The following is a 21348-nucleotide window of genomic DNA, read 5'->3' on the forward strand; positions in this document are numbered from 1 at the left end:
AAACTTTCATTTCTTCAGAACTCATGTTACTCATCTATTAAATTATAGTTAATAAAATGGAACTAAAAATTTATAGGGCTTCTTTTATTATCATAAACTTAAGGTAAATTTATCATTCATTTTAACTCTAATTGAGACTATTGCATTGGTTTAATGATGAAATTCACTCATATCGTGACTGCAAAATATATCCAGCTCTTTTGAATTTTCTTGGTAGAGTGTTCTTAACTTGTCTTGATTCATTAAACGTAAATGCCTATTGGCTTCCATCATCCATTGATAAAATCTTACGCCTAATGGGCAAATACGCTTAAGAGACTTGATTTCCTTATGATAAAAATAAGCATCACCTGCGTGTAGAAGCCAGCCTTTTTCAGTATTAATTGCGATACCTGCATGCCCTAAGGTATGCCCAGCTAAAGGCACGTATAATAAATCATCTAATCCTAATAGTAAGTTAATCCCTTTAAGGTTAAACCACTCTTCCCCATCTTCTAAGTAAAATTGCCATTTCTTAACGTCATCCCATTGTTGATTTTGATAGCGCTTCTTAGCAATAAATCGTTTTTTATTTTGTGTTGCGTCCTTTTCAGATTGCATCACATGTACTGTGGCTTGCGGGAAATCCTCAATACCACCCGCATGATCAAAATCAAGATGGGTTAAAATAATGTGTTGAACATCCGCTGGTGAAAAACCTAACTTTTTAATTTGAGCAATTGCAGTATAATTAGCGTCGAATTGAATACGATTCAAATGAAGAAAAAATGGACTAATTCTGGCACGCGGATTAGCAATATCTTTTTCGCCAAAACCCGTATCGATTAAAATTAAACCTTTTTCTGTCTCAAGCAGTAAACAGTGACAAGGCAAATGCGCATATAAGCCAGAACTATTTCCATCAAATAACTTACCACCAACCGGGCACATGCAGCCACAATTAATATGATGTATGCGAGCACTTTCCATGTTTTATATCCTTATATTTCAGCAAAGAATAACTAGACCAAATAGAGTCCTTTTAAGAAATATCTGTTAAATTCTTATAACAAAAGTAGTCTCTTTTAGCATAGCCTATCCTGCTGCAAGCCCACAAATTTAACTCAAAAAAGAAAACAAATAATGCCTCAAATAACATACTTTTCTAGAGCGTTACTTTTTAAGCTCTAATTAGTTTACCTCACCCTAATTTAACCGTTATAAATTAATAAATTATATATATTCAATAACTTAACTTTATTTTATAATCGCTTTTTTTTGTAACTAAGGATATAGAATGACTGGTAAAACAGAAATATGCGGGATTAGTTTAGGTGTTGGCGCAATTGGAGGGGCGGTCGTTGGTGGGCTCGGTGGGTTAGGGGTCGGAATTTGGACGTGTGTACAGTATATTCAGCCTGCTTTAGAAGAGACTGACGCACTTAGCGTTAGCGCTGCAAGCGGGATTACAGCACTTATTGCCATATGTGGTCTTTTAGAAGCCAGCGCTAGTCTAGGTTCATGCGCTGGTGCAGCCGCTGGCGCTATTGTGACACCTGTTGCTGCCGGTATTGGCTATTGTGCGAGCGGTGTCGCATCAGCGACTAAAGGCCTATGCAGCAGTGGCTTTTTTAGTAAGAATAAAAATAATAATCAAGAAGCAGCCCCCGCACCAGAGGCAGAAGAGCAAGCACCAACAGGCCCACAACTTGTATAACTGCTGGTTTTAACTGTAGGTTGGGCCACCGGGCCCAACAAATAATTATCAATTCCCACTCTATTCAACATAAATTCAAAACCAACACGTGTAGGTTGAACTAACTACGACTTTCCTTAGCAATACTCAACTTCTACCCATCTACCAGATAGATTTCACCTTATAAAGCACGCCATAAACTGTACCCTGTTAATACTATCTTAATATTTTTATTTTAAAATGGTTTAAAATTTAACTAACCAGATTTTAATTTATGCCACACGTAGTCATTATTGGAGCCGGACCTACCGGATTAGATTTAGCGAATAAACTCAAGCAAAAAGGAATAAGAGATATCATTATTTATGATCCCAGGGCCGGCGATTACGTCAGGCCGGGCTATCTTAATCCAGATATATTCGAACAAGCAGAAGCTGGTTTAAAAACCTCTCTTCACTTCAATAAAAAGACTAGTCATATTAGAGATATTGAGAAAAAATTATACAGCCATGCTATTTCACAACACATCCCAATCGAGAAAAAGCAATTCGTACGTTTTCCCGACGAAGAAAAAGGCATCTATATTGCCCATCAAAATGAGCAGCATGAATTAGTTGAAGAATTTGTACCCTGTGAATATGTTTTCGACTGCACAGGCTCTAAGCGGGTATTAGCACATGATATTAATGGGAAACATGAAAGAGATAACCTGGCTAAGCCATTTGTAACCTCTGCTGTTTCACAAGATGTAATCATAAAAAACCATCTCATCGCTTATCTAAAAATAGACGATAACCTCGCTTCAAAAGCTAAAAGCCCCATCCCTTCTCAAACAACCATTTTCTCAGGAAAAACGCATTTAGAAATTGCCGAAGCGCTTGAAAAATTACGGGCATTTGGTTGGACAGAATTGACAGTGCCGGCCTGTCATCATACTAATTTTAAAGAAAATAAAAACTGTTTTTATATCGAGTGCCCTAATAATTTGCCGCCAGAGCAAAAACAGGCTTGGTTGGACACCGTCTTAAGCCTCCTAACTGATACAACAATAATTCAATATGAACATATGGAATCCAAAAAAGGTCGCTCTAAGCCTAACTTTAATATCTTTACCGTCAATCCACAGCAATTAAATTGTTTTACTTATCATAAACCAGGCTCACCGCATGTCGTCATTTTAGGCGATGCGCAAATTGAGCCAAATTTTGTTTTAGGGCATGGTATTGCAGGTTCATTCGAGCGCATTCAAACATTAGTTAAAGGCATGGTTATTATTAATGGGAAAATTAATTATTACGATGCTGAGGAATATAATACAAGTGTCAATGGGGCTATCAAAACGCACCAAAAAGAGATTATTAATTATTATCAAATGCGAAAAAAAGATTTTCGCAAAGGTGTTTATGACGCCAAAATCCATTATGAGGCTGCCATTACACAAACGACAAACAATGTAGAAAAAGCCATTTTCATAGAAAGACTTGAGGAAATTAATGCACGGATTGCTTATTATAATGCGTTAGAAACATTAGAGAAAAAAATTGTAAACGGCAAAGCCCAGCTTAGCCAAAACAATTGCGCAGGCGTACTTAAAGAGCTTACTGACGCTAAAAATGCGATCGCACAATCGCTAGGTAAATTAACAGACTTTGAGCAAAAAGAAGCAACTCAAATATTGCAACAGTTAATCCTTGTCTTTAAAACTGCTGGCAATCAAATTTTTCAACAAGCCAATTATAATTTAGCCATTAAAGCTTATCAGGAAGCATTAAGTTTATATACTATTAATGGTATCAACAAGGATGAAGAGCGATTGACCCTCTATTCAAATCTTATGCTTTGTTATCGTAAAACAGGCCCATTGGATAAAGTGCTTGAAACATTTAAGGAAGCCTCTTTTTTCCTAGATAATGCCAATGATGCACTTAAGAAAAAAATATTATTTCATGTTATTAAAGCAATCGATGAGAACTTAAACGCGCCTAATTTAGATAATAATAAACGCTCAGAGCACTTATCTAGCTTTGCTAGCCTCATGAAAACCCACGGGGAATTTATTGAAACGCACCTTGCAGACGGTTTAAAAGTGGAGCTTGGTAAATTAACTGACAAACTAGCCGAAGCATATAGTAGTAGGCTTAATGACGATAGTTTTACCGGCTCACAAAGGAACATAGAGAGCAGCCTGAATTTATAATAATTTGGGCGGTAAAAAACTGTATCGTTAAACTTTAATTGCGTTTATTTTAATGACAGCGCATTTTATTGAGTATTTCCTTTACATCGCTACCGGTTACATGCCTTTGTGTTTCCAAGCACTGAACAAGATGTTGCTTTAAAAATGGTACTTCAGCTTGGGTTGCATCAGAGGCTAAGATTAAATTAGAAATGTGTAATCTCATGTGCCCTTTATTGATACCTTCAGTTACCAACGCTTTTATTGCCCCTAAATTTTGGACTAAGCCAACTGCCAATAAAATCCTGGCTAATTGTGAGGATTCATGAATGTTTAACATTTTTAAGCAAATTTTGGCAACTGGGTGTAATTGCGTAATCCCGCCTACCGTGCCAACCATGATTGGGGCTTCAATGACCCCATGCAGATCAGGTCCCTTCATAAACCACTTCGTGATAGAACTATATTGCCCAGAATAGCCTGCATAAGCATGAATTCCTGCCTCAACCGCTCGCCAATCGTTTCCTGTGGCAATCAATACTGCATCAATACCATTTAATACACCCTTATTATTAGTTGCTGCCCGATAGGGATCAATTTGTGCAAATAAGGAACCTTCAGCAATTGCTTCTCCTAGCTCGATATCGATATTACGAATAACTACTTTCGCCTGAGTAAGCTTGGTATCTGCTAAATTAGTCAATATACACATACCAACTTTTTCTGCAGTTAAGTCCTCAATGGGTAATTTTAAAAATTCACAAACTTGATTAATGATATTTGCACCCATCGCATCGCGCGTATCGACCATCACATGCACTACCGCCATATCATTGCCATCGCCGCGGGGAAGACAGCGAATTGTAATATCACGTACCCCCCCTCCTCGACTAACAATACCTTTGGCAACATCATCATTAACTGCTGCAATTAATTTGTTTTTATGGGTTTGAATTTTTTCCTTTACAATGGCGAAGTTTTTAACTCGTGGTAATTGAATTTGCCCTATGCCAAATTGCCCTAAATTTTTTGTTGTTAATTCGCCAGTGTCACGTATCCATTTTGCTGTTTTAGAGGCACTAGCAATGATAGACGTTTCTTCAGTTACCATAGGAATGACGTAATTTTTTCCATCAATAACAAAATTAGTGGCCACCCCTAAAGGAATCTGAAAACAACCTATCATATTTTCTATAAAATTATCAGCAATACTAGCACTTAATGCACTATCTTGATTGAGAATTTGCACATCATCCGATGTTAAAAATCCCATTTTTATTAAACACTGCTCGCGCTCTTTGCGGGTTAATTTGGAAAATCCTTCAGATAATTTAATAATATTAGTAAACACAGGCTCTTTAGCTTTCATACTCGATACTCCTTTACTGCTACCGCCTACGTATAAAACATGACCAACTAAGCAAAATAAATCTTACCTACTTATAGACTTTGGTTGCCAATTCTAGGGCTTTTTTTAACCAGGGAGTATATTTTTGAGGATTTGTGGTTAAATCTTCTTCTAATTCGGTGACATCAACCCACTCATAATCTTCTACTTCATTGACGTTAATAGGGATATCATCGCCATCATAATTTCCAATAAAAACATGATCAATTTCATTTTCAGTCATGCCTTTATCCAATTGAGCAATATAATGAAATTTACCTACTTTTTTTAAATCCGTAGTAATACCCATTTCGTCTTTTAAGCGCAAATTTGCAGCCATTGCAATCTCTTCGCCGGGATGCGGATGGCTGCAACAAGTATTCGTCCACAGGCCACCACAATGGTATTTATTTTTACTTCGTTTTTGTAACAGTAACTCGCTTTTTCCATGGCGAGAACGAAAGATAAAAATAGAAAAAGCCCGATGTAACATGCCGTACTGATGCGCCAGTATTTTTTCAATGCTACTGATTTCTTTATCGTTTGGGTTCACTAAGATAATATGTTCTACATTTTTAGACATCATAGATAATTCCTGTTTTCTACAGCTTAACTGTATTTATTAATTAATGATTTCTTTTTATAATATATTCTGCAAGTGCTTTTAAATTCATGACATTAATTCCGGTTTTGTCCAAATAAGAAAGAGCTTGACGATAAAGGACTCGCTCCCTTATTTGGGCACGCTTAACCCCAACTAATACGGGATAAACTGGTTTATTCTGTTTTAAGTCTATTCCTTGTGTTTTTCCTAGGGTATGCGTATCAGATAAGACGCCAATAATGTCATCATGGATTTGAAAAGCGAGTCCAATGCATTTACTAAATTTAGCTAAATTAGCAAGAATTTTTTTATTACTACAATTAGCAGCCAAGGCTCCAAATAAAATACTGGTTTCTAGCAAACAACCAGTCTTAAGCTGGTACATCATTTCTAATTTTTTCAAAGACACTTGACCTTGATTTACCATTTCCATATCAAGCTCTTGGCCTCCTGCCATGCCTAGCGAGCCAATCGCGTGCGAGAGAAGTTTCACCATTTCTAATTCTGCCCTTGCTGAAATATAGTTTAAATCAAGCTTCGCTAACATTTCGAAGCCATAACTTTGTAACGCATCACCAGCAATGATTGCTGTCGCTTCACCAAATACTTTATGGCAGGTTGGTTTTCCACGCCGCAAATCATCATTATCAAGCGCTGGTAAATCATCATGAATAAGCGAGTAGGCATGAATCATTTCAATAGATGCTGCAGCTGAATCTAGAATAGAATAATTTGCCTCCAGTGCCTCTCCAACGGCATAGACAAATGCCGAACGTATTCTTTTACCGCCATTTAAAACAGCATAACGCATGGCTTTATGAAGTTGCCGCGGTTCTTTATTACTGGAAGGTAAGTTTTTTTTTAAGGCAAGACTTACTCGGTGTTGACATGCATGGAGATAAGCTTCAGCGTTCATTCAACAACCTCTTAATTCACCACCTTTAAAATTATTATAGGCCAATTCCTTTTTACTGATTTTTTAAAACTTATCTAGGTTTTATTTATTAAATTGACTCACTAATTATTTTCTTGATTTTAAAATAAATCTTTTTCTTAAGACTTAAATTGATCAAAAATTGAACATTTATTCAACTAAACTATATAATCAAGGCAGTAAATAAGGGAGTAGGTGTATGGCTGTTAATCATCATAAAGGGATCGCCTCGATTGGTTTACATATCCCATCGTTAGCATTAAATGTGGAAGAACTTGCAAAATTGCGAAACGTTGATCCAGATAAATACACCATTGGCTTAGGGTGCCAAGCCATGGCTTTATGTCCAGAAGATTATGGCATTGTGGAATTAGCAACGGAAGCCGCAAGGCGCGCTTTATCGCGTTGGGAAGGCGATTTGGAAAAAATCGCAATTATTGCGGTTGGAACGGAAAGTGCTATTGATATGAGTCGTCCCCTAAGCGCATGGGTTGCTGATAATTTAGGATTAAAGGGAGCTGTGCGGTCTTATGAAGTGAAGCATGCCTGTTATGGTGGAACCTTAGCCATTCGCCAAGCTCTTGAATGGAAGCTGGCAGACATTTTACCGTACAAAGCAGCACTTGTGATTGCTGCAGACATTGCGCTTTATGAAGAAGGTAATCCGGGTGAACCAACCCAAGGCGCAGGCGCAGTTGCCTTAATTATTGATGAGCCAAACATTGCTGAGATTGACGCTAATTCTTATGTATGGAGCGAACCTGCATTTGATTTTTGGCGCCCTGAGGGAGAAGCTTATCCTCATGTACAAGGCCAATACAGTCTGGAATGTTATCAACGTGCAGCCACCGAATGCTTTAGAGCGATGATAAACAGCACTGATAAAAATGCCGAAGAAACCTTAAAAGAATTTAAGGCATTATGCTTTCATGTACCCTTTCCTAAAATGGTAAAAAAAGCATTTTCTTCTGCCTGTCATGCAATTGGTTGGGATGATGAAAAAATTGAGTGGTTTTTCTCAAACAAAATTGCCCATACTATGGCGTGGAATACTACCTCTGGTAATGCTTACACAGCAAGCCTGTGGATTTCCGTCGCCAATGCGTTATGCGGCTTAGAACAAGGGGAAAAAATCACCGCCTTTTCATATGGTTCTGGATTTGGTTCAGAATTACTTATCTTAACAGCAGGCCCTCTCGCTAAAGCCTGTGCATGGCAAGAAGATTTTGCAGCTGATTTAGAAAAACGTGAGTACATTGATGTAGAACGCTACCAGCAACTGCGACAAAATCTACATAAGTAACGGTTAATATGGTAAAAATACTAAAATTTGGCGGCTCCTCTATTACAACTGCTGAACGAATGAAACAGGCAGCTAATATCATATTAAACTTAAGAGGAGAAGATCAAATTATCCTTGTTGTTTCGGCATTAAGAAATACAACGGATAAATTATTAAGTTGTGTTTCTCTGGCGGCAAGTGGTGAAGATAAATATAAAGAGATTTATTATTATATTGCCAGAAGGCATATAGAGACATTAGAAAAGTTACTCGATAAGCCCAAAGACCCTGCTGCCTACCAGGCGTTAGAACAGTTATTAGATGATCTCGATAAAATACTACAAAGTATAAAATACTTACGAGAGCAAGGGCCACATGCCCTAGACTTGGTAGCAAGTTTTGGCGAACAATTATCAGCTATTATTTTTTCAGCGTATTTAAACCAACTTAAGCCTGCTTGTTACGTGGATGCACGCCAATTTATTAAAACAGATGACCGGTATACCCAAGCGCAAATCTTGTATGAAGAAAGCAGCCTAGCAATACGTAACTATTTCGAGAACTTATTTTTAAGAAAGGGGGAGACCGTTATTCCTGTAGTTACTGGATTTATTGGCATGACCGAAACGAAGCACACCACAACGCTAGGCAGAGACGGTTCTAATTATACTGCCGCAACCATAGGTGCGGCACTTCATGCAAGAATTATTGAAATTTGGAGCGATGTGAATGGTGTTTATAGTGCTGATCCAAAACTAATTCCTACGTGTGTAGCACATGCTAATTTATCCTATGCTGAAGCAGAAGAGCTGTCTAATTTTCGGGTTAAAGTGGTACGTTCTGCTATAACGCCTCAGGTAATTGCCCAAACAATTCCTGTACTGGTCAAAAACACCTTGCAGCCAGAAGCCCAGGGCACGCAAATTTCCTTACACACGAAACACTATCATATTAAAAATGTCTCGATTATCCATGAGCTGGTATTAGTTACGTTATCTACTGCAATAGCCGTCCAACTTAATATGGCCCGCTTAACGGCACGTTTATTTCATGCTCTGACATTAGCAAACATTAATTTTACGCTTATTACACAAACCTCTTCCAATCATGATGTTTGTCTTTGTGTTAATGAGGTAGACATTAAAAAGACCCAGCGAGTCTTAGAAGTCGAATTTTTATATGAATTGCAAAACAATTTATTAACCATTAAAAAAATTTTTAATCAATCGGTGATTGCTTTAATAGGCGATGGAATTAAACAATCCTTAAGCGCTTTCGGTAAGGTTTTGATTGAATTAGCGAAAAAAGGAATTAGGTTAAATGGCATTGCACACGGTACTGCAGGTTGTAATATTTCCTTTATTGTTAATGCTAATCAAAGTCACATTGCTTTGAAAACAATTCACCACTCTTTATTTGAAGAACCAAGATAAAAGAGTTGCAGAAGTGCTATAATAAAACAACTGATGGGGTTATTTCTTAATTGGCGAGGATGGCATGAGAGAAATTATCTATCAAGCGAATCTTGATGATACATTGACGTTGTTAAATCATTGCTTAAGTAATCAGGCTTCAAGTGACGTCCTATCCTGGCTCAAAAATAAACAAACACAAATTTTTAAAGAGAAATCTGATTCCCTTTATTTCATGACCTTTAGTGCTATTTCAAGTTATTTTAATAAAGACATTTTATCCTTAACTAAAAATGAATTAAACCAAGCCAATGCTATCCGTAAACATTGGCACCTTGGTAACTGGTCTGTGGCCCAGGCTGCCCGAGCCTACCTAGTACTTAGCTTCGCGCGCTATCGACTCGAACACTTTGAAGAGACAATCAATAAATTATTTGGGGCAGCCGATTTGCACGAATTAATTGCCCTTTATCAGACTCTTCCTTTATGCCCATACCCTCACAGACTACTTTTGCATGCGACTAATGGTATTCGCAGTAATATGGTATCAGTCTTTGAAGCAATAGCCTTAAATAATCCTTATCCAGAAGATTTTTTTGATGAGATTGCCTGGAACCAACTCGTATTAAAAGCATTATTTGTTGATAGTCCTATACGACAAGTAGTTGGTCTTAAACGTCGCGCTAACCCTACTCTTGCAAAGGCGCTTATTAATACAGTGCAGGAACGCTCTTCAGCAAATCGTGCCATAAAACCAGAGGTTTGGTGCCTCATTGGTATATCAATAGATAAAGAAAACTGGCCCTTATTAAAGGCACTCACAACAAGCGACTCTGCTGTTATACAGCAGGGAGCCTTATTAGCATGTAATCATTGCCCATTACCTGAAGCACAAGCTTTATTGAATAAATCAGATGAAAGACACGAGACTATGCAAAATGACTTAAACAAGCTGACTAACTTTGAGCAGGAGTTAATTTAGAGCTTAGCGCTGCATCATTTTAGTCAGGGGGAGAAAAATATGCCTGATGATAAAATGATGCTCATTGATCCTCATATTCATATGACGTCCAGAACAACGGATGACTTAGTTAAGTTACAGCAGGCAGGAGTAGTCGCTGTGATTGAACCTGCTTTCTGGATAGGTCAACCAAGAACTAGCGTCGGGACATTTCAGGATTATTTTAATAGCTTAATCGGTTGGGAGCGCTTCCGTGCCGGTCAATTTGGCATTCGCCATTATTGTTCCATTGGCTTAAATGCTAAAGAAGCCAACAATGAGGGGTTAGCCACAGAAGTGATGGAGCTTATTCCTTTCTATGCCTGTAAAGAAGGCGTGGTTGCCATTGGTGAAATAGGATTCGATGATCAAACGGCACTTGAAGAACGATTTTTTCGGGAACAATTACTCTTAGCCAAAGAGATGGACATGGTGGTCTGTATACATACACCACATCGAGATAAGAAGAAAGGTACGTCAAGAAGTATGGATATTTGTTTGGAATTAGCGATTGACCCTTTCAAAGTTATTATTGATCACAACAATGAAGAAACCGCTAAAGAAGTATTAGATCGTGGCTTTTGGGCAGCCTTTACTATTTATCCAAAAACAAAAATGGGTAATGAACGCATGGTTAGTGTTCTTAAACACTATGGCCCTGAGCGTATTATTGTAGATAGTTCTGCCGACTGGGGCTGTAGTGATGTTTTAGCTGTTTATAAAACCGCTCAACTTATGTTGCAACGTGGTATTCCTACAGAACATGTCCAGCAAGTTTGTTATCAAAATGCATTAACAGCTTATGGTCAAAGCGGAAAGATGAAAGAAGATGATTGGTTAAATCCAGAAGAAATAGATCAAAAGTCTTTATTCAATGGAAACTCCGTATTACGTGGGCAATCATCGATTGCCGATTATTTAGAGGAAGGAATCATTATTACTTAATCTGAGATAAGTTGTATGAAAAAGATAACGGGGCTTTTACGCCTGCTGCGACCAGCAAATATTGTGACATCCTGCGCTGATATTTTAGCAGGCTTTGGTATAGTGGGTATGCCTATCTTGATGCTTTACCCCGAGCACACTTATTTACTCATTTTATTACTATTATTGTTATTGTCTACCGCGTGCCTCTACGGAGGAGGTGTAGTTTTAAATGATGCCTTAGACGCTGAACTTGACCAAATAGAGAGACCAGAGCGACCCATTCCCCAACACATTATTTCTCAAAAACAAGCCATCTTATTTGCAATTGTATTAATGCTTATTGGCATGATTGCCGCTTTTTTAGTTAATGTAACGAGTGGTTTATTAGCGAGCGCTATTGCGTTATTAAGCGTATTTTATGACGCTTATACGAAACATTCCTTATGGCTTGGGCCTATTAATATGGGGCTTTGTCGTGGCGGTAATTTGTTATTAGGAATAAGCATTATACAAAGCGCCTTGCTCATCTATTGGCCATTAATGGCCATCCCTTTTTTCTTCATTTCAGGCGTTACTTTAATCAGTAAAGGGGAAGTACATGGAAGCAGTAAGGCGCCTTTATTTATAGCCTTATTTCTTTATGCTCTTGCCATTATTGGCACTATGATGCTTAATTTTACTCCAAACTTCTACTTTCTACCTGCTCTGCCCTTCTTTTTATTATTTATATGCTTGTCTCTTTACTCTCTAATCAAAGTCATTTTTAATCCTGCCCCACTTCTAATTAGAAAAGCTGTCAAAACTGGAATTCTTTGTTTAATTATCTTAGATGCTGGTATTGCTTCTGGTTATGCCGGATCTTGGTATGGCATCTTGCTCCTATTAATCATGTTAACTATTTCTACCATATTGGCAAAGAAATTTCCCATGACGTAGAGGGGTGGTGTTTATGAAAGTACTCAAACAAAATTTTTCAGTCGATTATCATTATGATATCTACTTCACTAAAGGCTTATTTGAGCCGGATAATTCTATTTTTGCTAACGTAGTCGAAAAGCAAGCTGGCGGGCCTGCCAAACTTCTTATCGTCATTGATGAAAGAATTGCTGCCACGCTACCAACCTTATGTGAGCAAATTGAATCCTATGTGCAATTACATAGTCAGACGATGCAATTGTGCGAAAAACCTTTGTGCCTGCCTGGAGGAGAATCTATCAAAAATGATCATCACTTTGTTGATACCATTTATGAACATATCAACATTGATGGTATCTGCCGCCATTCTTATGTAGTCGCTATTGGCGGTGGTGCTTTTCTTGATGCCGTTGGATTTGCAGCAGCGACAGCCCATAGAGGCATTCGTTTAATCCGTATTCCTACCACTGTTTTATCTCAAGACGATTCAGGTGTTGGTGTCAAAAATGGCATTAATTATTTCGGCAAAAAAAACTACATAGGAACGTTTGCGCCACCTTATGCAGTCTTAAATGACTATAATTTCTTAGCAAGCTTGGAATTGCGCGATTGGTTAAGTGGAATCGCTGAAGCGGTTAAAGTTTCCTTAATCAAGGATGCTCGATTATTTCATTACATCCAATCAAATGCAGCACTATTAGCTACAGAAAAAAAAGAAGACGTCTTGTATGAAATTATTTGGCGCTCAGCTGAACTGCATATGAAACACATAGGCACTCAGGGTGATCCTTTTGAATTAGGTTCATCAAGGCCATTGGATTTTGGTCACTGGGCTGCCCATAAACTTGAGCAATTCACTAATTACAGACTTCGCCATGGTGAAGCAGTGGCAATTGGCCTGGCTCTAGATACCACTTATTCCTGTTTAATCGGCCTGTTATCATCGGAAGAATGGCATCAGGTGTTAACTACTTTAGATAATTTAAACCTAACCTTGTATGTTCCAGAGCTATCTCAACATATGGAAAATCCTGAACACCCAGACAGTATTTTTAAAGGATTGATAGAATTTCGAGAGCATTTAGGCGGCGAATTAACACTGATGATGCTGCAAGAAATTGGCAAAGGCATTGAAGTCCATAGTGTTGATTTTGATATTTATCGTAAAGCAATTGCAACCCTACAAGATCTCTTTGAACAAAAACAAAATTTAATGCAAATCCCTAGTAACAATAGAACCCAGCAGGAGCACCTATGGAGATAGACGGCCAGGACGCTCTTAATTTAACTTATTGCTCCAATATTCATCCTGGCGAAGCTTGGAATGAGGTCTTTAATAATTTAAAAAATTATACGCTTACTATTAAAAAGCATCTCGCACCCACCAAACCTTTTGGTTTAGGCGTAAGATTGTCTTGCCGTGCCGCAAGTGAACTCTTAACTGGTAATGAATTGACTAAGTTTAAAGATTGGTTAATAGATAATCAGCTTTATATCATGACATTCAATGGTTTTCCCTATGGTAATTTCCATCATCAACAGGTTAAAGAACAAGTTTATGCGCCTGATTGGTCGACTATTGCAAGACGTGATTATAGTTTAAAGCTAGTCAAAATTTTGGCCCAATTAACGCCAGAAAATAAAGAAAGTGGCTTCTCAACTTCCCCCATTTCTTATAAACCCTGGCTAGATACCAAAGGTAGGAGAAAAGTGTTTAAAACAGCCTGTATTTTCTTAAGCCAAATTGTAGCTGAGATGGTAAGAATTAATGAAGATCAAGGCAAATTTATTCATGTTGATATTGAACCAGAGCCTGACTGTTTAATTGAAACCATATGGGAAGCAATGCAATTTTTTGAGCAATGGCTAATCCCTTATGGCGTGCCACATTTAGCGACCCTTCTTAAAATTTCCGCAGAGCAAGCCGAAAACTATTTACGCCAACATGTACAGCTATGTTACGACATTTGTCATTCTTCTGTGGAATTTGAACAGCCCGCAGAGGTTTTTAGACAACTTGCTGGTGCCGAGATTAGAATAGGTAAGATACAAGTGAGTGCGGCACTAAAGTGTAAGTTTGCGTCTAATACACACTTAAAACAGCAATTGATTGCCTGCTTAGCGCAATTTATTGATCCAATTTATCTACATCAAGTCATTGCCCAGAACCAAGGCCAGATACAGCATTTTAACGATCTTAATGATGTATTAAAGCAATTAGATAACCTTAAATTCCAAGAATTGCGAACACATTTCCATGTTCCTATCTTTTTAGAACACTATGACATGCTAGATTCAACCCAAAGCGATATTAAGGCGGCGCTAAATTTATTACAAAAAAATAAAGCAACTCACCAATTAGAAATAGAAACCTATACCTGGGATGTTTTACCGCCGAGCCTTAAGCAAGATGTCGTATCATCGATAGAGAGAGAATATAAGTGGGTGTTAAATCAATTTAATTCGCCTACAAATCATTGCAGGAAAAATAATCCTCCTATCCTTTAAAAGGAGAAAAGAATGATGAAAAAGACTGTGGTAATCAACGTAGTAGGTTTAACGCATGAATTAATAGGGAAAAACACGCCTTTTTTATCGCAATGGTTAGCAAAAGGCAAAGTAGCTTATATTAACCCATGTTTACCAGCTGTGACTTGCTCTGTGCAAAGTTGTTATCTAACTGGCAGGTGGCCGGCAGAGCATGGCATCGTTGGCAACGGCTGGTATTTTCGCGACGAATGTGAGATTAAGTTTTGGCGGCAATCCAATAAATTAGTGTCTGCGCCCAAGATCTGGGATATCGCGAAAAAATTAGACCCATCCTTTGTCTGCTCAACGATGTTTTGGTGGTACAACATGTATTCAACGGCTGATTTTACAGCCACTCCCAGACCAATTTATGCCGCTGATGGGCGCAAATTTTCTGATTGCTACACAAAACCCGCTGAGTTAAGGGAGCAATTGCAAACTAAACTAGGAACATTTCCCTTATTTGACTTCTGGGGGCCTAAAACGTCTATTCACTCATCCTTATGGATTGCAAAAGCCGCGATGTTTGTGGAAGAAAGAACGCCAGCTACCCTAACTCTTATTTACCTGCCGCATTTAGATTATGAGTTACAACGCGTAGGCCCTTACCATCCTAAGGTTGCCAAAGAATTACAAGAAATTGATAACGTGTGTGCCGATTTGATTTCATTTTACGAATCTAAACAAGCGCAAGTAATAGTCTTGTCTGAGTATGGCATTACCGAAGTTAATCATCCAATTCATCTGAATAAAATATTGCGCGAGCATGGATATCTTCAACTTCGAGAAGAACAAGGAGGCGAACTTTTAGATGCAGGTGCCAGTAGCGCTTTTGCAGTGGCAGATCACCAACTGGCGCATATTTATATAAATGACAAAAATAAAATCTCAGCAGTGCGCACCTTACTTGAATCTATACCAGGTATTGAACACGTTTATGGTAAGGCAGAAAAAGCCACCCACCATCTTAATCATGCACGTGCTGGTGAATTAGTTGCCGTAGCAGATAGTCAATCTTGGTTTACTTACTACTACTGGTTAGATGATGCAAAAGCACCTGACTTTGCTCGTACAGTCGATATTCACCGCAAACCTGGTTACGATCCGGTGGAATTAGTAGTTGATCCCAATATTAAAGCCATTAAACTTAAAGTTGGGTTAAAATTACTTAAGAAAAAACTAGGGTTTCGCTATTTACTGGATGTCATTCCTTTAGATGCAACCTTAATCAAAGGGTCTCACGGCCGTTACCCAGATAAAAACAGCCAAGCACCACTTATTATCAGCCAACAAAAAGATCTAATTCCTAATACACCGTTACCAGCAATCGATGTGCAATCCATTATTTTGACACATTTAACGGGAAAGGAACAAATTATGAGTACGGGCGGCTAGCTCATGGCCATCAGGCTAAGCGTCCAAGAGTCAAGATTGAGGCAGGCAGAGATAAATTTGGGCCCTTTTTGGAAGCGCCGAAACCATCCATGCGGCTCGATGTTGTGCATCCATGCACAACCACGTTCCAAAAAGGGCCCAAACTTACCTCTGCTGCGAGACTGTAAGTACTCTAAACATAGTATTTTCTGTGGTGCTAAGAGAACTATTTGCTTAGCCTGACAGCTATGGGCGGCTAGCTCTAATCGGTATTAGCAATTACCTTATAATCGCTTAATTTTAGATAGGTATTATAATTACCATTGAAGTTCAAAGTTTAGATATGTTATAACTTTGCACATTCTGATATAGCTTATCCTTGTTGTTAACGTAACCTTCTTATGCAAGACGTTCAATAACCTACATGATGTAAAAGAGAAATCTATGCAAATAAATTTAATCGATGGCAGCGTCATCGAACTAGAAGCTGAATCTAATGGGCTTGACTTAGTACGCCAAATAAAAAAATCACTGAATAGCCAGGCGCTAGCACTTAAAGTAAATGGCCTCTTTAAAGATCTTAATGTTAAACTGCAAGCGGGGGATAAAGTTGAAGTACTGACTTTTGATGACCGTGAAGGAAAAGAAATATTCTGGCATTCTTCAGCGCATTTACTTGCGCAAGCGATAGCACGTCTGTATCCAGAAGCTAAACCAACCATAGGGCCTGCTATTGAATCTGGTTTTTATTATGACTTTGCTGATTTGTCAGTTTCTGCGGATGATTTTCCCAAAATTGAAGCTGAAATTCAAAAAATTGTGCAAGAACGCATTGAACCTAAACGCATTGAATACTCTAATAAAGAAGAAGCGAAAAAAGCATTTAGCCATAATCCATTTAAAATAGAAATGATTGAAAATTTAGATGAAGGCTTAAGCGCTTATTCTCAGGGCGACTTTATTGATTTATGTCGAGGCCCACATATTCCCCACATGGGCGTAATTCAAGCATTTAAGCTTATGAAAACTTCTGGTGCTTATTGGCGCGGTAATAAAAATAATCCGCAGTTAACGCGCATTTATGGCATCTCTTTTCCAGATAAAAAATTATTAAAGTCTCATTTACATTTTTTAGAAGAAGCAGCAAAGCGTGATCATCGTGTTATTGGTAAACAGCTTGGCCTCTTTTCTTTTCATAAAGAAGGCCCAGGCATGCCCTTCATTCATCCCAAAGGCATGATTATTTGGAATGAACTGATGCGCTATTGGCAGGAACAACATGATAAAGAGGGCTATAAGCAAATTAAAACACCCATACTGATGTCACATGAATTATGGGAAACCTCGGGCCACTGGGATTTTTACCGCGAAAATATGTACCTTAGTGTGGTTGATGAAAAAGCAAGTGTACTAAAACCTATGAATTGCCCGGGCGGTATGTTGTTTTATAAAGAAGACATGTATTCCTATCGGCAACTTCCCTTGCGTATTGCTGAAGTAGGTGTCGTACATCGTCATGAATTTAGTGGCGCCTTATCAGGGCTATTTCGGGTTCGTTGCTTTCATCAAGATGATGCGCATATTTTTATGAAACCTACGGACATCGCTGATGAAATTCACAAGGTTTTATCGTTAGCAACCTCGATGTATCAATTATTTGGACTTGATTATCATTTAGAATTATCAACGCGGCCAGAGCAATCCATTGGAACGGATGAACAATGGCAATTAGCAACAGATGGTTTAATCGAATCATTAAATCGCTGTGGTTACACGTATCGCCTTAATGAAGGCGATGGCGCTTTCTATGGGCCTAAGATTGATATTCATATTAGAGATGCCATCGGCAGAACTTGGCAATGTGGGACTATTCAATTAGATTTAAATTTACCAGAACGATTTGACTTACATTACATTGATGCTCATGGCGAAAAACAGCGTCCAGTGATGATTCATCGGGTTGTTTATGGCTCCATAGAGCGGTTTTTTGGCATTCTTATTGAGCATTACGCAGGTAAATTTCCTCTTTGGTTAGCGCCTATTCAAGTCACAATATTACCAATTGCAGAAATTCACCATGACTATGCTCAGCAGGTATTAAACCAATTTATACAAGCTGGTTTGAGGGCTGAAGTAGATTTTGATAATGAATCAATTAATAAGAAAGTACGTAAAGCGCAGCTTAAACAAATTAATTACATTATTGTCGTGGGTGATAAAGAAGTAGCTGAGGGTACTTTAAGTGTGAGAGCAGCTAACACGCTTGTTGGGGCTAAACCGATTGCTGAAGTTATTCATCATTTAAAAGATGAATATCAAACACGCTCACCAAGGCGCAATACAATTTGATTTGGTATTTTGTAATAGCTTGCTCATAGGATAGCAAGCTAACTACATGGATAATGCGGTTTGCAAATCCCTCATGATATCTGCTTTGTCTTCTAAGCCAATATTTAATCGTATCAGTTGCCGGTCCTGCCAAGGACCTTGGGTAACAATCATGCTTGTTGCCAGTGATTCATAACCGCCCCAGCCAAATCCTAAACGAAATAACTGCAATTGATTTAATAATTGACTAACCTTTTTATCATCTTTAAGTAAAAAACATAACAAGCCACTGCCGCCATGAAATTGTTTTTGCCATAAAGCGTGATTATGACTTGCTGGTAATGGCGGATAAAAAACAGCTTCCACTTGCGACTGTTGTGTTAACCAATCAGCGGCATGCAACGCATGTTGATAATGCTGATTCATTCTTACTGGTAGCGTTTTTAAACCACGATAAGCTATTGCTAAATCATCTGCGCCAGCATATTGGCCTAACAGCCGACTCGTATTTAAAACGTTATCGTATAAGTTTTCATCCTTAAAAACGATACTGCCCATAATAGAATCTGAGTGACCAGCAATGTATTTAGACGTACTATGAATAACAATATCTGCACCTAATGTTAATGGATTAAAAAAATAAGGTGTCGCCCATGTGTTATCAACAATTAAAGGAATAGAGCCAATTTGTTTTTTTACCAAAGCAACGTCAGGTATCTCATAGCAAAAGGTGCCGGGAATATCTAAATAGACAAACTTAGTATTTGGCTTTAGATAGTTATCAATGCATGCTAATTCTTGAGCCGAAATGATATCAATCTCTAAATTAATTTTATTTTTAAACTCATTTAAAAAACGCATTAATGAAGGATAGCAAGTTTGGTTAATAATAATATGATTATCGTGATTCACTAGTGCCAAAATACATGTCGTAATTGCTGCTAATCCTGAACAAGTCACAATCGCTGCTAAACCCTGCTCAAGCTCAGCTAAAGCTTCACAAAAAATATCTGACGTTGGCGTACTCCATCGACCATAAATATGTTTAGTCTTCCCTTCATGCATCTCATCATAATCTTTAAACAAGACAGTTGAGCCGCGATACACAGGTGGGTTAACAAATCGACACTCATCTAATGAGAGATGACCAGAAAGGATAAAGTGGGTTGCATTCGTTTTTTTCATTTAAATAAAGCCAAAAAACAACAATCTACTGTGTCCTTAATCTAATTTTTTTTAGAAAACACTGCAAGTTTCTTGACTACCTGTTCTCGCTTTACGCCAAGCAGATTAGATTAAGTAGGCTAAAGTGTCATAGATTATATTTTTTATTATTCCTTTAAATCTGCTTGATTTTTAACTTAAGTGCAGTTAAATTTCCTTGGATGGAAACTGTATAAACAATTGGAAAACACAGATTTAAGGATAAACGATGAAACTCTCCCTTTTTAATCATCCCTGGATTAAAAAAGTTACTGCAAATAAACAAACACTAAAACAACAAGAAGCTTTGCAAGCCATGCAGAGATTCATTGCCCAATACGAATCTCGCTTTCATCTTATCCCAGCTCCCTTAGTGTTTGACAAAACCGATTTTGATGAACTAAGTGCTGCTACCAAAACCTTAATGGCTGTGCAAAAAAAGATCTTAGACGTACTCATACACAGGTTTTCTAAAGAGGAGATGTTAGACTACTTTGATTTACCCCAAGAAATCTTACCCTTGATTGATTGGCATGAATTAAGTTCTGGTGAAAATATGATTGCCAGATTTGACGTTTTACCTAATGAAGGTGGTTATCAATTTTGTGAAATTAACGCAGAATCCTGTATTGGTGGCTTAAAATTAAGGGATTGTTATAAAAAAAATATGTTGGCTTTAGGCATTGACTATGATCTTGATGAATCACCAAGACAAGCAGTAGCTGACTACCTTCAGCAAAAAGTAGGAGAAAAAAATTTAGAGCATGTGGTTATCTTCTCTATGAAACAATATTTAGAAGAAGGTACCGGCACCGTGCGCGCCCTCTACGACACAGTCTGCCAAACAATCAAAGATAAAAAAGTCATCTTAGCGCATGAGGGCGATTTTCCCGAAGCGTTATTAACACCAGAAAAAGGCGCCAAAACCTTAGTCTATCGTTTAGCTATGTATGAAGATGTGAACTGCCAAGCGCTCTTTCGTAACATCTTTGCCAGTGGCGCGACCATGGTAAACTCCTTTGCCTCGGAAATTCGCAGTAATAAAAAATGGTTCGCCATTTTCCACAATCCACAATTTCATGAATTATTAACTGAGAAGGAATTAAAAACTATTACTAAGTTTGTTCCTTACACAGGTTATCTAACTTACGAAAATATTGAGCAAGTACTAAAAGAAAAAGACAATCTGGTATTTAAAAAAAATAGAGCTTACGGCGGACACGGCGTTCTAATGGGTAGGGAGCACGAACTAAGTACGTTGCAAGAAAAAATAGCTGATCTAACCCATTGGACTTTTCAAAAATTAGTTCAATGCAACACAATTGATTTACCTCTTGATGATTCATTTAATTTAACAGCGTGCAAAGTTGTTCTTGGTTTATTTTTAATTAATAACCAAAATTCTGGCATGCTAATTCGGGCAAGTAATAAAAGCTCTATCGTCAGTGTTGCTACTGGCGGCGCTCATATTGGTTGGATGATACCAATGACTTCCTCACAAAGAGATAATCTTATTCAGCAAGTCGATTCATCGATTGATGAAAACGAGGAAATAGAAAAAAGTAGGAAATATACAGTTTTTTAGTTTAACTTAGGATGTAA

17 protein-coding genes are annotated in these 21348 nt (G+C 37.9%); 12 read left to right on the forward strand and 5 right to left on the reverse strand.

What is annotated here, in order from left to right:
• Positions 1–150: 150 nt before the first annotated feature.
• Complete coding sequence (locus DYE47_RS11315) at positions 151–969, reverse strand: MBL fold metallo-hydrolase (RefSeq protein WP_176579714.1); 819 nt, start codon at positions 967–969, stop codon at positions 151–153.
• A gap of 307 nt (positions 970–1276) precedes the next feature.
• On the opposite strand from DYE47_RS11315, the gene DYE47_RS11320 reads away from it, so the two are divergent.
• Together DYE47_RS11320 and DYE47_RS11325 are read left to right on the forward strand one after the other, a co-directional pair.
• On the forward strand, positions 1277–1696 hold the full coding sequence (locus DYE47_RS11320; protein ID WP_115303388.1) for a hypothetical protein: 420 nt from the start codon (positions 1277–1279) through the stop codon (positions 1694–1696).
• A 253-nt stretch (positions 1697–1949) separates the two neighbouring features.
• Positions 1950–3872 (forward strand): hypothetical protein, encoded by a 1923-nt coding sequence (locus DYE47_RS11325; RefSeq protein ID WP_115303389.1) that lies wholly within the window; start codon positions 1950–1952, stop codon positions 3870–3872.
• Positions 3873–3921: 49 nt separating this feature from the next.
• Here the strand turns inward: DYE47_RS11325 and DYE47_RS11330 are convergent, their stop codons facing one another.
• From DYE47_RS11330 to DYE47_RS11340, 3 genes are all read right to left on the reverse strand, one after another.
• Positions 3922–5220 carry a hydroxymethylglutaryl-CoA reductase, degradative gene (locus tag DYE47_RS11330; RefSeq protein WP_115303390.1) on the reverse strand — a complete coding sequence of 433 codons (1299 nt, stop codon included), beginning with the start codon at positions 5218–5220 and terminating at the stop codon, positions 3922–3924.
• 67 nt (positions 5221–5287) lie between these two features.
• Positions 5288–5824 (reverse strand): isopentenyl-diphosphate Delta-isomerase, encoded by a 537-nt coding sequence (gene idi, locus DYE47_RS11335; RefSeq protein WP_115303391.1) that lies wholly within the window; start codon positions 5822–5824, stop codon positions 5288–5290.
• A 40-nt stretch (positions 5825–5864) separates the two neighbouring features.
• Positions 5865–6758: a polyprenyl synthetase family protein gene (locus DYE47_RS11340; protein ID WP_115303392.1), complete on the reverse strand. Its 894-nt coding sequence runs from the start codon at positions 6756–6758 to the stop codon at positions 5865–5867.
• Between the two features lie 217 nt (positions 6759–6975).
• Between DYE47_RS11340 and DYE47_RS11345 the strand changes: the two genes are divergently transcribed.
• The 9 genes from DYE47_RS11345 to thrS all read left to right on the forward strand — a co-directional run bounded on the left by DYE47_RS11345 (position 6976) and on the right by thrS (position 18564).
• Positions 6976–8079 (forward strand): hydroxymethylglutaryl-CoA synthase family protein, encoded by a 1104-nt coding sequence (locus DYE47_RS11345; protein WP_115303393.1) that lies wholly within the window; start codon positions 6976–6978, stop codon positions 8077–8079.
• An 8-nt stretch (positions 8080–8087) separates the two neighbouring features.
• Positions 8088–9491 (forward strand): aspartate kinase, encoded by a 1404-nt coding sequence (locus tag DYE47_RS11350; protein WP_115303394.1) that lies wholly within the window; start codon positions 8088–8090, stop codon positions 9489–9491.
• Positions 9492–9555: 64 nt separating this feature from the next.
• Positions 9556–10452 carry an EboA domain-containing protein gene (locus DYE47_RS11355; protein WP_115303395.1) on the forward strand — a complete coding sequence of 299 codons (897 nt, stop codon included), beginning with the start codon at positions 9556–9558 and terminating at the stop codon, positions 10450–10452.
• Between the two features lie 39 nt (positions 10453–10491).
• Positions 10492–11415, forward strand: a complete 924-nt coding sequence (locus DYE47_RS11360; RefSeq protein WP_115303396.1) for a TatD family hydrolase — start codon at positions 10492–10494, stop codon at positions 11413–11415.
• A 15-nt stretch (positions 11416–11430) separates the two neighbouring features.
• Positions 11431–12333, forward strand: coding sequence for a UbiA-like protein EboC (gene eboC, locus DYE47_RS11365; RefSeq protein WP_115303397.1), 903 nt, complete (start codon positions 11431–11433; stop codon positions 12331–12333).
• Between the two features lie 13 nt (positions 12334–12346).
• A complete protein-coding gene (locus DYE47_RS11370) occupies positions 12347–13576 on the forward strand; it encodes a 3-dehydroquinate synthase (RefSeq protein WP_115303398.1) in 1230 nt (409 codons plus the stop codon).
• Entirely contained in the window at positions 13567–14820 is a 1254-nt protein-coding gene (gene eboE, locus DYE47_RS11375) for a metabolite traffic protein EboE (protein ID WP_115303399.1), read from the forward strand. The genes DYE47_RS11370 and eboE overlap by 10 nt, the downstream gene beginning before the upstream one ends.
• Before the next feature lie 12 nt (positions 14821–14832).
• Entirely contained in the window at positions 14833–16236 is a 1404-nt protein-coding gene (locus DYE47_RS11380; protein ID WP_207385182.1) for an alkaline phosphatase family protein, read from the forward strand.
• A gap of 423 nt (positions 16237–16659) precedes the next feature.
• The gene (gene thrS, locus DYE47_RS11385) at positions 16660–18564 is read left to right on the forward strand and encodes a threonine--tRNA ligase (RefSeq protein WP_115303400.1); all 1905 of its coding nucleotides are present in this window, start codon (positions 16660–16662) and stop codon (positions 18562–18564) included.
• A 42-nt stretch (positions 18565–18606) separates the two neighbouring features.
• Here thrS and DYE47_RS11390 read toward each other — a convergent pair whose 3' ends face one another.
• Positions 18607–19728 (reverse strand): trans-sulfuration enzyme family protein, encoded by a 1122-nt coding sequence (locus DYE47_RS11390; protein WP_115303401.1) that lies wholly within the window; start codon positions 19726–19728, stop codon positions 18607–18609.
• A gap of 247 nt (positions 19729–19975) precedes the next feature.
• Here DYE47_RS11390 and DYE47_RS11395 point away from each other — a divergent pair, with 247 nt between their 5' ends.
• Positions 19976–21331 carry a glutathionylspermidine synthase family protein gene (locus DYE47_RS11395; RefSeq protein WP_115303402.1) on the forward strand — a complete coding sequence of 452 codons (1356 nt, stop codon included), beginning with the start codon at positions 19976–19978 and terminating at the stop codon, positions 21329–21331.
• The last annotated feature ends 17 nt before the right edge of the window (positions 21332–21348 follow it).

This window comes from Legionella beliardensis, from assembly GCF_900452395.1.
In the GTDB taxonomy this organism is placed as follows: Bacteria; Pseudomonadota; Gammaproteobacteria; order Legionellales; family Legionellaceae; genus Legionella_C; species Legionella_C beliardensis.

Coding starts and splice junctions, on each gene's coding strand:
- DYE47_RS11315 (WP_176579714.1), bottom strand. CDS start 969: ATGGAAAGTGCTCGCATACATCATATTAATTGTGGCTGCATGTGCCCG.
- DYE47_RS11320 (WP_115303388.1), top strand. CDS start 1,277: ATGACTGGTAAAACAGAAATATGCGGGATTAGTTTAGGTGTTGGCGCA.
- DYE47_RS11325 (WP_115303389.1), top strand. CDS start 1,950: ATGCCACACGTAGTCATTATTGGAGCCGGACCTACCGGATTAGATTTA.
- DYE47_RS11330 (WP_115303390.1), bottom strand. CDS start 5,220: ATGAAAGCTAAAGAGCCTGTGTTTACTAATATTATTAAATTATCTGAA.
- idi (WP_115303391.1), bottom strand. CDS start 5,824: ATGATGTCTAAAAATGTAGAACATATTATCTTAGTGAACCCAAACGAT.
- DYE47_RS11340 (WP_115303392.1), bottom strand. CDS start 6,758: ATGAACGCTGAAGCTTATCTCCATGCATGTCAACACCGAGTAAGTCTT.
- DYE47_RS11345 (WP_115303393.1), top strand. CDS start 6,976: ATGGCTGTTAATCATCATAAAGGGATCGCCTCGATTGGTTTACATATC.
- DYE47_RS11350 (WP_115303394.1), top strand. CDS start 8,088: ATGGTAAAAATACTAAAATTTGGCGGCTCCTCTATTACAACTGCTGAA.
- DYE47_RS11355 (WP_115303395.1), top strand. CDS start 9,556: ATGAGAGAAATTATCTATCAAGCGAATCTTGATGATACATTGACGTTG.
- DYE47_RS11360 (WP_115303396.1), top strand. CDS start 10,492: ATGCCTGATGATAAAATGATGCTCATTGATCCTCATATTCATATGACG.
- eboC (WP_115303397.1), top strand. CDS start 11,431: ATGAAAAAGATAACGGGGCTTTTACGCCTGCTGCGACCAGCAAATATT.
- DYE47_RS11370 (WP_115303398.1), top strand. CDS start 12,347: ATGAAAGTACTCAAACAAAATTTTTCAGTCGATTATCATTATGATATC.
- eboE (WP_115303399.1), top strand. CDS start 13,567: ATGGAGATAGACGGCCAGGACGCTCTTAATTTAACTTATTGCTCCAAT.
- DYE47_RS11380 (WP_207385182.1), top strand. CDS start 14,833: ATGATGAAAAAGACTGTGGTAATCAACGTAGTAGGTTTAACGCATGAA.
- thrS (WP_115303400.1), top strand. CDS start 16,660: ATGCAAATAAATTTAATCGATGGCAGCGTCATCGAACTAGAAGCTGAA.
- DYE47_RS11390 (WP_115303401.1), bottom strand. CDS start 19,728: ATGAAAAAAACGAATGCAACCCACTTTATCCTTTCTGGTCATCTCTCA.
- DYE47_RS11395 (WP_115303402.1), top strand. CDS start 19,976: ATGAAACTCTCCCTTTTTAATCATCCCTGGATTAAAAAAGTTACTGCA.